Raw genomic sequence first — 15,164 nt, 5'->3', positions numbered from 1 at the left:
GTGCCGGGCGGCACCCGCGTCAGCTGCAGCCGCTGGTCGAGCCGCAGCCCTCGCAGAGGTAGCAGCTGCCCGCGCGGCGCATCTTCGTGCCGCAGGAGAAGCACAGCGGAGCGTCCGCGTTCAGCCCGAGCTGCATCTCCACGAGCTCGGTGGAGTTGTGCGCCTGCTTCGGGGCCGGGACCGCGGCGGCCGGCTGCGACGGCTTCGGGGCCTCGGTCTGGCGCGGCGCGGACTGGGCGAGGCCCTCCACGTCGACGTCCTCGTCGATCGGCTCGTACGAGCCGGTGTCCAGGTGACGCTGACGCTCCTCGGCGGAGTGGATGCCGAGGGCCGAGCGGGTCTCGAAGGGCAGGAAGTCCAGCGCCAGGCGGCGGAAGATGTAGTCGACGATCGACTGCGCCATCCGCACGTCCGGGTCGTCCGTCATGCCGGCCGGCTCGAAGCGCATGTTGGTGAACTTCGAGACGTACGTCTCGAGGGGCACGCCGTACTGCAGGCCGACCGAGACGGCGATGGAGAAGGCGTCCATCATGCCCGCGAGGGTCGAGCCCTGCTTGGACATCTTCAGGAAGACCTCGCCGAGGCCGTCGTCCGGGTAGGAGTTGGCGGTCATGTAGCCCTCGGCACCGCCCACCGTGAAGGAGGTGGTGATGCCCGGGCGGCCCTTGGGCAGGCGCTTGCGGACCGGGCGGTACTCGACGACCTTCTCCGCGGCGGCGGGGGCGGTCTCGGCGGCCTTGGCCTCCTCCTTCTTCTTGGCGGAGAGCGGCTGGCCGACCTTGCAGTTGTCCCGGTAGATCGCGAGGGCCTTCAGGCCGAGCTTCCAGCCCTCGAAGTAGACCTCCTCGACCTCCTCCACGGTGGCCGACTCCGGCAGGTTCACCGTCTTGGAGATCGCACCGGACAGGAACGGCTGGGCGGCCGCCATCATGCGCACGTGGCCCATGGCGGAGATCGCGCGCTCGCCCATGGCGCAGTCGAAGACCTCGTAGTGCTCGGCCTTCAGACCGGGGGCGTCGATCACATTGCCGTGCTCGGCGATGTGGGCGACGATCGCCTCGATCTGCTCCGGCTGGTAGCCCAGGCGCTTGAGCGCCTTCGGCACCGTGTTGTTGACGATCTGCATCGAGCCGCCGCCGACGAGCTTCTTGAACTTGACCAGGGCCAGGTCCGGCTCGACGCCCGTGGTGTCGCAGTCCATCATCAGGCCGATGGTGCCCGTGGGCGCCAGCACGGAGGCCTGGGCGTTGCGGAAGCCGTTCTTCTCGCCGAGGCGGATGACGTCCTGCCAGGCCTCGGTCGCGGCGGCCCACACCGGGGTGTCCAGGTCGTCCATGCGCTTGGCGACCGTGTTGGCGTCGGCGTGCTGCTTCATGACGCGCTGGTGGGCGCCGGCGTTGCGGGCGTAGCCGTCGTACGGGCCGACGACCGCGGCCAGCTCGGCGGAGCGCTTGTACGAGGTGCCGGTCATCAGGGAGGTGATGGCACCGGCGAGGGCGCGGCCGCCGTCGCTGTCGTAGGCGTGGCCGGTGGCCATCAGCAGGGCGCCGAGGTTGGCGTAGCCGATGCCCAGCTGGCGGAAGGCGCGGGTGGTCTCGCCGATCTTCTCGGTCGGGAAGTCGGCGAAGCAGATGGAGATGTCCATCGCCGTGATGACGAGCTCGACGACCTTGGCGAAGCGCTCGGCGTCGAACGACTGGTTGCCCTTGTCGTCGTCGCGGAGGAACTTCATGAGGTTGAGGGAGGCGAGGTTGCACGAGGAGTTGTCCAGGTGCATGTACTCGCTGCACGGGTTGGACGCGGTGATCCGGCCCGACTCCGGCGAGGTGTGCCAGTGGTTGATCGTGTCGTCGTACTGGATGCCCGGGTCGGCGCAGGCCCACGCGGCCTCGGCCATCTTGCGGAAGAGGCCCTTGGCGTCGATCTCCTCGATGACCTCACCGGTCATCCGGGCGCGCAGCCCGAACTTCGACCCGGTCTCGACGGCCTTCATGAACTCGTCGTTGACGCGGACGGAGTTGTTGGCGTTCTGGTACTGGACGGAGGTGATGTCGTCGCCGCCCAGGTCCATGTCGAAGCCGGCGTCGCGCAGGGCGCGGACCTTCTCCTCCTCCTTCACCTTGGTCTCGATGAAGGCCTCGACGTCGGGGTGGTCGACGTCGAGGACGACCATCTTGGCCGCGCGGCGCGTGGCGCCGCCCGACTTGATCGTTCCTGCGGAGGCGTCGGCGCCGCGCATGAAGGAGACCGGGCCGGAGGCGTTGCCGCCGGAGGAGAGCAGCTCCTTGGAGGAGCGGATGCGGGAGAGGTTCAGGCCGGCGCCGGAGCCGCCCTTGAAGATCATCCCCTCTTCCTTGTACCAGTCGAGGATCGACTCCATGGAGTCGTCGACGGAGAGGATGAAGCAGGCGGAGACCTGCTGCGGCTGCTTGGTGCCGACGTTGAACCAGACCGGCGAGTTGAAGCTGAAGACCTGGTGCAGCAGGGCGTAGGTCAGCTCGTGCTCGAAGATCTCGGCGTCCGCGGGGGAGGCGAAGTAGCCGTGCTCCTCGCCCGCCTTGCGGTAGGTGAGCACGACGCGGTCGATGAGCTGACGGAGGCTGGACTCGCGCTCGGGGGAACCCGTCGCACCGCGGAAGTACTTGCTCGTGACGATGTTGACCGCGTTCACCGACCAGAAGTCGGGGAACTCCACGCCGCGCTGCTCGAAGTTGATCGAGCCGTCGCGCCAGTTGGTCATGACGACGTCACGGCGCTCCCACACGACCTCGTCGTACGGGTGCACACCGGGGGTGGTGTGGATGCGCTCGATACGCAGACCCTTGCCGCCCTTGTTCCCCTTGGAGCGGGAACCTCGTGCCGGGCCGCTCGTCGTCTCGGTCATGCCGCCTCCCTCTACGGGCAAAACGCCCTAATGCGCCCAATTCTTCCGTGGCGCGCTATGTCTGTCTTCGCCCGGGCGCGCGGCGCGCCGGGCAGGTCTGTGGTGGCCGCGGCTAGTCGGCGGCCGTGGTGGGCGCGGGAACCTGGGGGCTCCCGTCGCCGTCGCCGGCGGTCGCGGCGGACCGCTGCTCGCGGAGCTCCGCGACGGCGGCCTCGAAGTCCTCGAGCGAGTCGAACGCCTGGTACACGGACGCGAACCGCAGATACGCGACGAGATCGAGGTCCCGGAGGGGGCCGAGTATGGCGAGACCCACGTCGTGGGTGGAGAGCTCGGCGCTGCCCGTGGCGCGCACCGCCTCCTCGACCCGCTGGCCGAGCTGGGCCAGGGCGTCCTCGGTGACCGGGCGGCCCTGGCACGCCTTGCGCACCCCGGAAATGACCTTGGTGCGGCTGAAGGGCTCGGTGACCCCGCTCCGCTTGATCACCATCAGCGACGCGGTCTCCACGGTCGTGAAACGACGGGAGCAGTCGGGGCACTGGCGCCGACGCCGGATCGAGCAGCCGTCATCGGTGGTCCGGCTGTCGACGACGCGGCTGTCGGGGTGCCTGCAGAAGGGGCAGTGCATGGCTCTCCACCCTCCTCACCCTCTGGGACTGTGCACGATCTTCAGCCTCGGCGGACCCTCGAACGGAGGCCCCGCGAAGCAGCCCCCAGCATAGGCGATGACAGCGCCCGCAAATGACCGGCGATGCCCCTCGACCACAATCTGTGGGCGGCTGCCGCCAATCAAACCACTAGATCTGGTGCCGTGCGGTGAACCGCGCCGGGCGCGTGTCGTGACCGCCGGGGACGGCCACGAGCCTACGCGAGCCGCCCCTGCGCCAGGAGCACGGGGCTTTGATGACACACTGGAGCCACCGCGCGGAGCCCTCCGGCCGGGGCCGGCCGGGCCTGCACGGGGCCCTGCGGGGCCCGGAACCCGCCCGGTGCGCTTCGCACCGAAGGGTACCGTAATGGTCGAATTGATCTTCAGCCGTACACCCCCAACCTTGATCACGTCAGGCAAACTTCGATATTTCACTCGAACGTGTGTTTGGCGCAACCTTTCGAAAGCAACTACCGTTGTCCAGCTAGGGAGAACATCTCGAGAGGGGCCGACGTGACCACCACCGCAGACAGCGCCACAATCACCGCCCAGGACCGCTCCCAGAACCGACTCGACCAGGCACACCCGATGAATGACGCAGCCATGAGCGCCGAGGGGCAGAAGCCCGCCCGGGCCCTCCCTGGGCGACCTCCAGGAATCCGGGCCGACAGCTCGGGTCTCACCGACCGCCAGCGGCGGGTCATCGAAGTGATCCGGGATTCCGTCCAGCGCCGGGGCTACCCACCCTCCATGCGGGAGATCGGCCAGGCGGTCGGGCTGTCGAGCACGTCCTCGGTGGCGCACCAGCTCATGGCGCTGGAGCGCAAGGGCTTCCTGCGCCGTGATCCGCACCGGCCCCGCGCCTACGAGGTGCGCGGCTCGGACCAGCCCAGCTCGCAGCCCACGGACACCACGGGCAAGCCCGCCGCGTCCTACGTGCCGCTGGTCGGCCGGATCGCCGCAGGCGGTCCGATCCTGGCCGAGGAGTCCGTCGAGGACGTCTTCCCGCTCCCCCGCCAACTGGTGGGCGACGGTGAGCTGTTCGTCCTCAAGGTCGTAGGCGACTCCATGATCGAAGCCGCCATCTGCGACGGCGACTGGGTCACGGTCCGCCGCCAGCCCGTCGCGGAGAACGGCGACATCGTGGCCGCCATGCTCGACGGCGAGGCCACGGTCAAGCGCTTCAAGCGCGAGGACGGCCATGTGTGGCTGCTGCCGCACAACGCCGCCTACCAGCCGATCCCGGGCGACGAGGCCACCATCCTCGGCAAGGTCGTGGCGGTGCTGCGCCGCGTCTGAAGGTGCGGGCCGCAAGGCCGGGCCCCGGAACCATCTGCGCCGGTTCCGGGGCTCTTTTACTTTCCCGCCTTTTCCCGCCTCAAGGCCTTCAGCGCCTCCAGACCCTAGCGGCCGTCCGCCTTCGCCGCCTCGTCGATCGCCGCCAGCGAGCGCCGCACCTGATTACGGTCCGTGGTGTACCAGAAGTCGGGCAGCGACGAGCGCAGGAAGCCGCCATAGCGGGCGGTGGCCAGCCGGGGGTCCAGGACGGCGACCACGCCACGATCTCCCGAGGCCCGGACGAGCCGGCCGGCACCCTGGGCCATCAGCAGCGCCGCATGGGTGGCCGCCACGGCCATGAAGCCATTGCCGCCCGCCTCCTCCACGGCCTTCTGCCGGGCGCTCATCAGCGGGTCGTCCGGGCGCGGGAAGGGCACCCGGTCCATCACGACCAGCTGGCAACTCGGCCCCGGCACATCGACGCCCTGCCACAGGGACAGCGTGCCGAACAGGCACGTACGGGCATCGGCGGCGAAATTCCGGATCAGCTCGCCGAGCGTCTCCTCGCCCTGGAGGAGGATCGGCACGTCGAGGCGGCCGCGCAGCGCCTCGGCCGCGGCCTGGGCCGCGCGCATCGAGGAGAACAGCCCGAGCGTCCGGCCGCCGGCGGCCTCCACCAGCTCGGCCAGCTCGTCCAGCATGTCCGTACGGCTGCCCTCGCGGCCGGGCTGGGAGAGGTGCCGGGCGACGTAGAGGATGCCCTGCTTGGGATAGTCGAACGGCGAGCCGACGTCGACGCCCTTCCACTCCGGGCTGTTCACGCCGCCGGTGCCCTCGGGGGCCAGGCCCAGGGACGCGGCGACGCCGTTGAAGTCCCCGCCGAGCTTGAGCGTGGCCGAGGTGAGCACCACGGACCGCTCGCTGAAGAGCTTCTCGCGCAGCAGCCCGGAGACGGAGAGCGGCGCCACCCGCAGCGACGCCCCGAAGCGGTCGTGCCGCTCGTACCAGACGACGTCGTACTCGGAGCCCTCCACGATGCGCTCGGCGACCGCGTGGATGCTCTCCACGGCGGCGAGGGCCTGCTTGCGGACCGCGTCCTCGTCCTGCACGGACTTGTCGCGGGTGTTGCCGATCGCCGAGATGACCGTACGGGCTGCGTCACGCAGTGCCGCCAGGGCGTACTCGAGATCGTCCGGGAGCTCCTCCAGGCGGCCGGGGAGGGCGAGCTCCATCAGGCGCTCGAAGCTCTCGGCGGCGGTCTGCAGGGCATCGGCGGCCTTCTCGTCGACCAGCTTGGCCGCTCGCCGCACGGCGCGGTTGACCTGGCCGGGGGTGAGCTCGCCGGTGGCGACGCCGGTCACGCGGGAGACCAGCTCATGGGCCTCGTCGACGATCAGGACCTCATGGCCGGGCAGCACCGGGGCGCCCTCGATGGCGTCGATGGCCAGCAGGGCGTGGTTGGTGACCACCACGTCGGCGAGCTTGGCCCGCTCCCGGGCGGCCTCGGCGAAGCACTCCGCGCCGTACGCGCACTTCGAGGCGCCGAGGCACTCGCGGGACGTGACCGACACCTGGGACCAGGCACGGTCGGACACGCCCGGGGTGAGATCGTCGCGGTCGCCGGTCTCCGTCTCGTCCGACCAGTCGCGCAGGCGCAGCAGGTCCTTGCCGAGCTTGCTGGAGGGCGCCGCCGCCTCGAAGGGGTCGAAGAGCCCCTCCTCCTCTTCCTGGGGCACCCCCTCGTGCAGCCGGTGCAGGCACAGGTAATTGGACCGGCCCTTGAGCATGGCGAACTGGGGGCGGCGGCGCAGCAGCGGCTGCAGGGCGTCCACCGTCCGCGGAAGATCGCGCTCCACGAGCTGGCGCTGGAGCGCCAGCGTCGCGGTGGCCACCACCACGCGCTCGCCGTGGGCCAGGGCCGGCACCAGATAGCCGAGGGACTTGCCGGTGCCGGTGCCGGCCTGGACGAGCAGGTGGGAATTGCCGTCGACGGCTTCGGCGACGGATTCGGCCATGGTGACCTGGCCGGGCCGCTCGGTGCCGCCGACGGCGGTGACGGCGGCGTGCAGCAGATCGGCGAGGGAGGGCGAGGAGGAGGCAGTCATAGCTCTTCCACCCTAAGGGGCGGCACTGACATCGGCGGCGGCGTCACGGAATGTGCGGGCGTCACGGAATGTGCAGCGGATTGGGCACGGTCCCGTGGACGGCCGCGTGCGGGCGGTCCGGGCGGTCGCGGTAGCCGTCGAGGTGCAGCCGGTTGCGGTTGAGGCAGAGCCGCTCGATCCGGGGTGTGAGCAGGTCGAAGGCCTCGTAGCGGTCCTTCATCCGCGGGAAGCGCTCGTGGTGCCGCACGATCTCCGCCCGTACGAGCGACCAGAAGGCTGCCTCGGGCACGCCGAGTTGTTCCTCGCACAGCGGCGCGAGGTAGCGGAAGACGCCGACGAAGAGGCCGGAGTGGATGAACTGGGTGAGGAACCGGGGCGGTTCGGTGAGCAGGACGTCCCGTACGTCGCCGGGCATGGAGTCGTGCTCGGGCAGCGGCACGGCGCTGACGTTGATGTCGTCGACGAAGTCCTTGACGGCGAGGCGGGTGGGGATGTCCTGGTCGTCGAAGACCACGATGGCGTTCTCGCCGTGCGGGGAGAACACGGTGCCGTAGCGGTAGAGGAAGCGCAGGAGCGGCGGGAGCAGCGCGGCGAAGAGCCGGCGCAGCCAGTCGGCCGGGGCCAGGCCGGAGCGGTGGACCAGCTCGGCGGTGAAGGAACGGCCGGCGGGATCGGTGTGCAGCAGGGCCGCGAGGGTGCGGGCGCGCTCGCCGGGGGCGAGGGCGGGACCGAGGGGCTCGCGCCAGATGCAGCCGAGCAGTTCCTTGTACTGGTAGGGGACGCCGGGCAGCCGGTCGTAGAGGGGGTGCTCGACGGTCACGGAGGCGGTCTCGCCGAGCAGGATCACGCGGGTCTCGTCCCGGAGGAAGTCGTCCTCGTCCCGGACGGCGTGGACCCAGGCGGTGACGGCGGGGGCGGCGAGGGTGCGCTCCGTGGGCAGGCCGCGCCAGACGAGGGTGTTGAGGATCGAGAGCGGCAGCTTGACGGTCCGGGCGTTCGGCCGGCTGGCGTTGAGGAAGGTGCGGACGGACTGCTGGGGCAGCCGGAGGTCGTTGTCAGTGGGCAGGGGGATGATGGTTCCGTCGGCGAGACAGGGCGCGAAGAGGGGGGCCACGGTCTCGTCCCACTGCCAGGGGTGGACGGGGAGCCAGAGGTAGTCGGCGGGGTCCCGGCCGTGGTCGGTGACGGTCCGGGCGAAGGCGGCGCGGGTGCCGGGGGCGAGCTCTTCGGCGTAGAGGAGATCGGGGGTGGCCAGTGCGGGGACGGCCCGGTAGCGCGCGAGGTCGCGGTGGGCGGCGATCCAGGGCAGGCGGCGCGGGGTGCGGGCCTCCGGGGCCCAGCGGGCGCTGTCGGAGGCGGAGAAGCCGAGCCGGCCCTTGTTGGCGATCAGCCAGGGGTGGCCGGTCTGGTGCCCCTCCAGCGCGGCGTAGTCGAGATCGGCGAGCTCGGCCGCGCTGAGGGCGCTCGTCTGGAGGCGGGTGTCGGCGGCGAGGGTGGCGAGGAGCTCCCTGACCAGGTGGCCGGTGGTGTCGCCGGACAGGCCGAGCACGGTGTCATGGGCGTGGGTGAGGAACTCGAAGGGGTCCTGTGAGGGGGATACGGAATCGGGGTCGACGCGCCAGTGGCCGTACGCGCCCCGGCGGGCGCGGAAGCGGTAGGTGACGTCGCCCGTTAACCGCAGCCGGTAGGGGGCGGCCGGCGCGGGGGTCATGGCGTCCTGCCCGGGGGATGTGGCGTCCGGCCCGGGTGGCGTCTTGTCCGGTGCGGGGGCCGAGTCGTCCGGCCCGGGGGCCACGGTGTCCGGCTCCGGGAGAGCGGTGTCCTGCTCGGGGATCACGGTGTCCGGCTCGGGGGCGAGCACGCCCTCGTAGCTGAGCTCGCCGATCATCTTGGCGAGCAGGCGGGAGCCCGCGAGGGTCCAGTGCGAGCCGTCGGGGCGGACGGGGCGCGTGGGGCGATCAGTGGCGTCCTCGGGATACGCATGGCCTGCGCGTTCGGCGCTGCCTACGCGTCCGGTGCTGCCCGCGCGGGCGGAACCGTCCGGGCCGGGAAGGCTGCCGAGGTGTTCGGACCGGTGTGAAGGAGACAAGAGGGCTCCTCAAGAAGGCCGACGGGAGTGGTGGTGCGTGTGAGTGGTGATGCAAGGGCGTAGTGGTGTGGGGAGGCGCTAGAGAAGAGTGCGCAGGGCGCGGTCGCGGACCACCAGGGCCGCGCGCTTGTCCGGGAGGTCGACTTCCGCCATCAGCCGGAATCCGGCGCTCAGGAACGCGGAGACGCACGGGGTGTTCCGCAGGTCGGGTTCGGCGACGACGCGGCCGCAGGAGGGCCTGTGCTCCAGCACCAGGTCGGCGACGGTCCGCAGCAGACGGGTGCCGAGACCGCGGCCCCGGTCGGCGACCTTGCCGATCAGGAGGTGGATCCCGGTGTCGTGCGGGCGGGCCGGGTAGTGGCGCGCGAGGGGGTCGAGATCGGCGCGGTAGATCTCCCAGTAGCTCATCGGCACGCCTTCGAGCACTCCGAGACAGGGGATGCTCCGTCCGTCGCCGCCGGTCTGGGCCCTCAGGTGGGCCTCGGTGACGCTCTCCGGGCCGCCCAGCTTCCAGAAGGCAGCGACGGCCGGGTCGTTCATCCAGCGGGTGATGAGCCGCAGATCGCGCTCGACGCGGACCGGTACGAGCTGGAAGGTGCCCGCGCCGGTGTCGGCGGGTCCCCAGTCTGGCAGCGAGTCCAGGAGGTCGGAGCCCGGGCCGATGGCTCCCGCGGGTCCGCGCCCGGCGGTGATCGCGGGGGGCTCCGGCGGGCCGTGGTCGAGGAGTTCGATGAACTCTTCGGACAGCTTCAGTTCGAGGGTGGTCTCGCAGTCGGTGGGCGGGCCTGCGCCGTCGCCCGGGCAGGCTCTCTCGTCACGCCGGTGGCCGGTGCCCGCGCCGGCGGTGTCGTCGGAGCTGGGGCCGGGGCCCGGGATGGCGCCGAGTTCGGGGCGGGCCCCCGGGCTCGTACTGGGGTCGGTGGGCGGCACGGAGATGCTCTCCTCTCGGAGGATCCCGTCGGTGTCAGGGATCCCGTGGGCCCTGCGGGGCCCGTGTCCTCAAGGGCCCCGTTCGCCCGGGGCCGGGGCTCGCGCCGGTCATCGGGCCGACGTGACCAGGGGGTTGGCGATGGTGACGTAGACGGACTGGGTGTCGACCGGGCCGACGAGCTCGTCGAGCCCTCGCAGCCTGGTCAGCATGTTGGCCTTGCAGCGCAGGGTGGGCGCTTCGAGGAGGCGGGCGGGCAGGGACGAGCGGGTGGCGGCCGGGCCGCCGGCGGCTTCCCTGAGGAAGCGGCGCAGCGCGGCCAGCAGGAGCTGTTCGTCGGCCAGGCGCTGCGCGCCGAACGCCCCGATCAGGCCGAGGATGTTGTTGATGCCGAGGTAGTAGGCGAATCTCTCGTCGGTGACCTCGTCGGGCACGAAGGTGTCGCTCTTGGTGCCGATTCCGGGCAGCCACCGTTCGAGGGTGTCCCGGTGGGAGGTGCGGAAGTAGTAGCCCTGGTTGTCGCGGTAGCGGCCGCCCGCGGGCCAGCCGTCCCGGTCCAGGAGGACGAGGGTGTTCTGCTGGTGCGCCTCCAGGGCGATGCCCGCCGCGCCGTCCAGCCAGAGCACGGGGCGCACGACCGCTTCCAGGTAGCGCAGGAACCACTCTGCCGAGACGGCGCCCGCGGGGCGGCCGGTCCGGTGCGCGAGGCGGCTCACGATGTGCGCGAGGCGGGAGCGCATGGCGAGGCCGGGGGCGGGCGCGCCGGTCTGCTCCTGTTCCGGAGCGGGCCAGGGGCGGGGCGAGACGAGTCCCGCGAGGCAGACGGCGTCGTCGCCGGGGCCGAAGGGGTTGTGCCGGATGACGGCGTCCAGGCCGCTCAGCGGAGCGCCCTCCGGGGTGTCGGCGGCGAGCCAGGCGGGGTCGCGGACGACGTCGAAGCCGAGCCCGCCCGGGCAGGCCGCGCGCCACTGCTCGGCGAGCCCGCTGCGCAGGAGGCGGTGCACCTCGACTCCGCGGTGCAGTTCCTTGCGGAGGTTTTCCCGGCGGGAGTTGGTGATGCGCAGCCCGAGGGAGAGCTTCAGCATGGCGGGCGCGCCGGGCCGGTGCACGGTCCGTACGGAAGAGGTGGCGTACCAGGGCGCGCCGAGGGGGCCGAGGTCCTGGAGGAGGCCCGCGTCGAGGAGCGCGCGGACTTCGGGGCGGCTGCACAGGTCGTGGGCCTGCCAGGGGTGCAGGGGCAGCGCCGCGGTGTCCGGGGGCGGGCACAGCTCCGGGCCGGCGAGCCGGGCGGCGAGCGTGACGGCGTCGACGGGCCGGCCCCGTTCGGTCCACGCCGAGTCCGTGGCGAGGAGGGAGCGGTGGACGGCCATCCAGTGCAGCGGGAAGGATCCGCGCAGCTCCGGGGAGTAGGCGCGGGCTTCGGCGTCGGAGAGGCCTTCGCGGCTCTTGGGGGTGGGGTGGAGGGGGTGGCCGAGGAGGAGGGACTGCTCGGCGTAGAGGAAGAGCTCCGCCGCGGCCGGGTCGGCGGGGCGGGCGCGTCTGTCGGCGAGGAAGGCGGCCGTGCGGCGTGCGGAGTCCGCCACCCGGGAGACGAGGTCGGCCGTCTCGCCCGTGGCGGGGCAGCCGCCGCGGGCGGCGCGGTGCGCGGCTTCCCGGCCGAGGAGCGCGGCCAGGGTGACGGCGTCGACGGCGGGGGCGTCGTCGGGGCCGTCCGCCATGGCCGGCGGGCCGAAGCGGTGCCAGCCGGCGGCCGACCAGTATCTGACGGGGACCGTCAGGGCGGTTCCGGTCGCGGGGAGCGGCAGGTGCAGTGCGGGCCCGTCCGGCCGTGGCACGCCGGTCTCGCGGATCCAGCAGCGCAGCAGGTTCTCCACGGCGGCGGCATCGGCGGCGACGCCGGGGTCGGGGTGTTCCAGGGGGTCGGGGGCTCCCGGGGGGCCGGGGTCCGGGATCTCGCCGCGCGGCGCGCCGCCCTGGCGGGGCACGGCGGAGACCACGGCCTGGTCGTGGGCGGACGGCTCACGCCCCTGAACGGCCCGTTCGCCTCCCTGCGCGCTCCGCTCGCCTCGCTGGGCGGGATGTCCCCGCTCGTGGGCCGGCGGTTCGCAGTCGTGAGCGGCGGCCCCGCCCTGAGCGGAAGCGGAGGCGCAAGCGGAGACCCTGCCCTGAGCGGACGGCTCGCGTTCCTGGCCGGCCATCGAGGCACCGGTTCCGGTGGATGCGTTCATACGGTGTACGGCGTGCATGTCGCGGCGTCAGGCCGGGGATGCGGCGCCTGCCTCCTTCGGCGTGCTCGGGGCGGGGATACGGGGACCGGGCCGGCAGACGGCGGCGACGGCGTCCGAGAGCCGGTCGAGAACCGCCTCGGCCTGCTCGTCGGTGATGGTCAGGGGCGGCAGGAGGCGGACGACACAGGAGTGGCGGCCGCTCAGTTCGACGATGAGGCCGCGGCGGAGGCACTCCCGCTGAACGGCCGCGGCCCGCGCGGGGGAGGCGGGCAGCGGGCCGGCCGCGGAGGGGTGGCAGGACTTCGAAGCGGTGCCCGCACCGGTCCCCGCCCCCGCACCCGCGCCCGTACTCGCCCCCGGCTCGACGAACTCGATGCCGATCATGAGCCCGGCCCCGCGGACCTCGCCGATGCAGTCGTACTCCCCCGCCAGCCGCCGCAGCCGGTCCAGCATGCGTCCGCCGAGCGAGGCGGCCCGCCCGGCGAGGCCGTTCTCCCTCACGTACCGCAGAGTGGCCGCCCCCGCGGCCATCGCCAGCTGGTTGCCCCGGAAGGTGCCCGTTCGGTCGCCCGGCTGCCAGGCATCGAGGGCGTCGCGGTAGACGATGACGGCGAGCGGGAGGCTGCCGCCGATCGCCTCGGACAGGACCATCACGTCGGGCTCGATCCCGCTGTGGGCGACCGCCCAGAACGCGCCCGTGCGCCCCACGCCGGTCTGCACTTCGTCGGCGATGAGCGGGATGGAGCGGGCCGCGGTGAGCTCGCGCATCCGGCGCAGCCAGCCGTCCGGGGCGGGGAGCACGCCGCCTTCGCCCTGCACGGGTTCGACGATCATCCCGGCGGGCTCGGGCATCCCGCTCCCGGGGTCGTCCAGCAGGCTCTCGGTCCAGCGGGCGGCGAGGCGCGCCCCGTCCTCCCCGCCGATGCCGAACGGGCAGCGGTAGTCCTGCGGGTAGGGCAGCCGGGTCACCCGTGCGCCCGGGGCCTCGCACGGGGCGGCGAGGGCCCCTTCCGTCATGCCGTGGCGGGCGCCGGTGAAGGCGAGCAGGCCGGCACGGCCCGTCGCGGTGCGGACGAGCTCGAAGGCGGCCTCCGCGGCATCGGTGCCGGCCGGGCTGCAGAACCGGATCCGGCCCGAGGCGGCCAGCCCCGGGGGCAGCGTGGCGAACAGCTCGTCCGTGAAGGCGTCCTTGACCGGGGTGGCCAGGTCGAGCACGTGCAGCGGGGCGCCGGAGTCGAGGACGCGGCGGATGGCCTCCAGCACGACCGGGTGGTTGTGCCCCAGCACCAGCGAGCCGGCGCCCGAGAGGCAGTCGAGGTACCGGCGGCCGTCGGCGCCCTCGATGGTCAGCCCCCGGGCCCGCACCGGCACGACGGGCAGCGACCGGGCGTACGTACGCGCGGCCGGTTCCCGCAACGACTGCCGCCGCAGGATGCCTGCGTACGCCGCGGCCGGTGACGCCGCCGGCGGTAGCTGGGTCAAGGCCACGGGCTACGGCTCCTCTTGCTGCTGCTGAACGCTGGTCGGCACTCCCCCGTACGTACCAACGACGCCGCACGCGACGGATCACGGCCCACCGTCAAGATCCTTGCCGGACGGAACCGAGGACCCGCCCGTGCCCGTCTCCCACCGCACCGGCATAGTGGGGCCCTGCCTCCCTGCTGGGGCGGTGCATGACAACTCCACACCGTGGTCGCGCACATTGCGGGCACGTCCGAACAGATCGACTCAGGGGGAACCCACTCCATGCCATCCATCCGCAGGCCGGCGCTGGCCGCGGCCGCTCTGACGGCCGCGCTGGCGCTGACCGCCACCGCGTGCGGCCCGACCGACGACACGGCGGCGGGGAGCGACAAGCCCAGTACGACCGCCTCGCAGAAGGACGACCAGGGCCTCGAGCTGCCCAAGAACCTCCCCAGTTCCCTCAAGGACCTGGACAAGTGGAAGAACGGCGCCTGGAAGAACTGGGACAAGGAGCAGTGGCTGCGCGAGGCCCGCGACTTCATCAATCCCATCATCAAGGACCACTGGAAGCCGGGCACGATGAAGGACGCCCGTCCGGGCGACAAGACGCTCGCGACGCAGGGTGCCCCGGGCACCGCGCCGGGCGCCTCCGGTGACCAGGGCGTCACGGACCCCGAGCCGCAGCCGGTGCAGGCCAAGGCCGTCGGCCTGCCGTACCACAACAACGCGGCCCCGGTCGGCAAGGTGTTCTTCGACAGCCCCGAGGGCCACATGGTCTGCTCGGCGACGGTCGTCAAGGACCCGGCGCACCCCGGCAAGTCCAACATGGTGTGGACCGCGGGCCACTGCGTGCACGCCGGCAAGAAGGGCGGCTGGTACCGCAACATCGCCTTCGTGCCGTCCTACAACGACAAGGGCCTGCCCGGCGCCCAGGTCAACAGCGCACCGGTGCAGGACGTCGCTCCGTACGGCGTGTGGTGGGCGGACTGGGCGCAGACCTCGTCCCAGTGGATCACGCAGGGTGCCGAGACCGGTGGCGCGGGTGCCCCGTACGACTTCTCCGTGCTGCACGTGAAGCCCGAGGCGGGCTCCGGCAAGTCGCTGGAGGAGACGGTCGGCAACGCCCTCACGGTCGACTTCAGCGCTCCGCAGGTGAAGTCCATCCCGTCCATGGGCGCCTGGGGCTACCCGGCGGCTGCGCCCTTCGACGGCCAGAAGATGTACGACTGCGTCGACCGGCCGAGCCGGCTGACGATCGAGCCCGCCCAGCCGACGATGTACCGCATCGGCTGCACGATGACCGGTGGCTCGTCCGGCGGCGGCTGGTTCGCCAAGGGGCCCGACGGCAAGGTGGTGCTGGTCTCCAACACCTCGATCGGCCCGGCGAACAGCACCTGGCTGGCCGGCCCGCGCCTGGGCCCGGAGGCGAAGGGCGTCTACGACGCGATCAGCCGGAAGTTCGCCAACCGGTGACGGCCCGCGGCCGGTGACCTCGCGGCAGCACCGCAGGCGCCGGCGCGCGCAGGCCGAAAGGCCCCGCAC

Annotated in this window: 9 protein-coding genes; 2 read left to right on the top strand and 7 right to left on the bottom strand. The window is 72.4% G+C overall.

The features are described 5' to 3' along the window. Positions 1-19: 19 nt before the first annotated feature. Together ACFZCD_RS21555 and nrdR are read right to left on the bottom strand one after the other, a co-directional pair. Positions 20-2,884, bottom strand: coding sequence for a vitamin B12-dependent ribonucleotide reductase (locus tag ACFZCD_RS21555; protein WP_391833198.1), 2,865 nt, complete (start codon positions 2,882-2,884; stop codon positions 20-22). A 112-nt stretch (positions 2,885-2,996) separates the two neighbouring features. Continuing rightward, positions 2,997-3,509, bottom strand: a complete 513-nt coding sequence (gene nrdR, locus ACFZCD_RS21550; protein WP_391833196.1) for a transcriptional regulator NrdR — start codon at positions 3,507-3,509, stop codon at positions 2,997-2,999. A 534-nt stretch (positions 3,510-4,043) separates the two neighbouring features. Between nrdR and lexA the strand changes: the two genes are divergently transcribed. Continuing rightward, positions 4,044-4,829 carry a transcriptional repressor LexA gene (gene lexA, locus ACFZCD_RS21545; RefSeq protein WP_391833195.1) on the top strand — a complete coding sequence of 262 codons (786 nt, stop codon included), beginning with the start codon at positions 4,044-4,046 and terminating at the stop codon, positions 4,827-4,829. A 104-nt stretch (positions 4,830-4,933) separates the two neighbouring features. Here lexA and ACFZCD_RS21540 read toward each other — a convergent pair whose 3' ends face one another. The 5 genes from ACFZCD_RS21540 to ACFZCD_RS21520 all read right to left on the bottom strand — a co-directional run bounded on the left by ACFZCD_RS21540 (position 4,934) and on the right by ACFZCD_RS21520 (position 13,646). Further along, entirely contained in the window at positions 4,934-6,913 is a 1,980-nt protein-coding gene (locus ACFZCD_RS21540) for an ATP-dependent DNA helicase (RefSeq protein ID WP_391833194.1), read from the bottom strand. Positions 6,914-6,974: 61 nt separating this feature from the next. Continuing rightward, on the bottom strand, positions 6,975-8,801 hold the full coding sequence (locus ACFZCD_RS21535) for an IucA/IucC family protein (RefSeq protein ID WP_391833968.1): 1,827 nt from the start codon (positions 8,799-8,801) through the stop codon (positions 6,975-6,977). A gap of 279 nt (positions 8,802-9,080) precedes the next feature. Continuing rightward, on the bottom strand, positions 9,081-9,932 hold the full coding sequence (locus ACFZCD_RS21530; RefSeq protein WP_391833192.1) for a GNAT family N-acetyltransferase: 852 nt from the start codon (positions 9,930-9,932) through the stop codon (positions 9,081-9,083). A gap of 108 nt (positions 9,933-10,040) precedes the next feature. Further along, positions 10,041-12,158: an IucA/IucC family protein gene (locus ACFZCD_RS21525; RefSeq protein WP_391833190.1), complete on the bottom strand. Its 2,118-nt coding sequence runs from the start codon at positions 12,156-12,158 to the stop codon at positions 10,041-10,043. 27 nt (positions 12,159-12,185) lie between these two features. Further along, positions 12,186-13,646 carry a diaminobutyrate--2-oxoglutarate transaminase family protein gene (locus ACFZCD_RS21520; protein WP_391833188.1) on the bottom strand — a complete coding sequence of 487 codons (1,461 nt, stop codon included), beginning with the start codon at positions 13,644-13,646 and terminating at the stop codon, positions 12,186-12,188. Positions 13,647-13,904: 258 nt separating this feature from the next. On the opposite strand from ACFZCD_RS21520, the gene ACFZCD_RS21515 reads away from it, so the two are divergent. Further along, complete coding sequence (locus tag ACFZCD_RS21515) at positions 13,905-15,095, top strand: trypsin-like serine peptidase (RefSeq protein ID WP_391833186.1); 1,191 nt, start codon at positions 13,905-13,907, stop codon at positions 15,093-15,095. Positions 15,096-15,164: the final 69 nt, after the last annotated feature.

The organism is Streptomyces sp. NPDC008001, from assembly GCF_042958085.1.
Classification (GTDB): domain Bacteria; phylum Actinomycetota; class Actinomycetes; order Streptomycetales; family Streptomycetaceae; genus Streptomyces.
The sequence above is the reverse complement of the archived record's forward strand: the minus strand, read 5'-3'. Positions and strand labels throughout refer to the sequence as shown.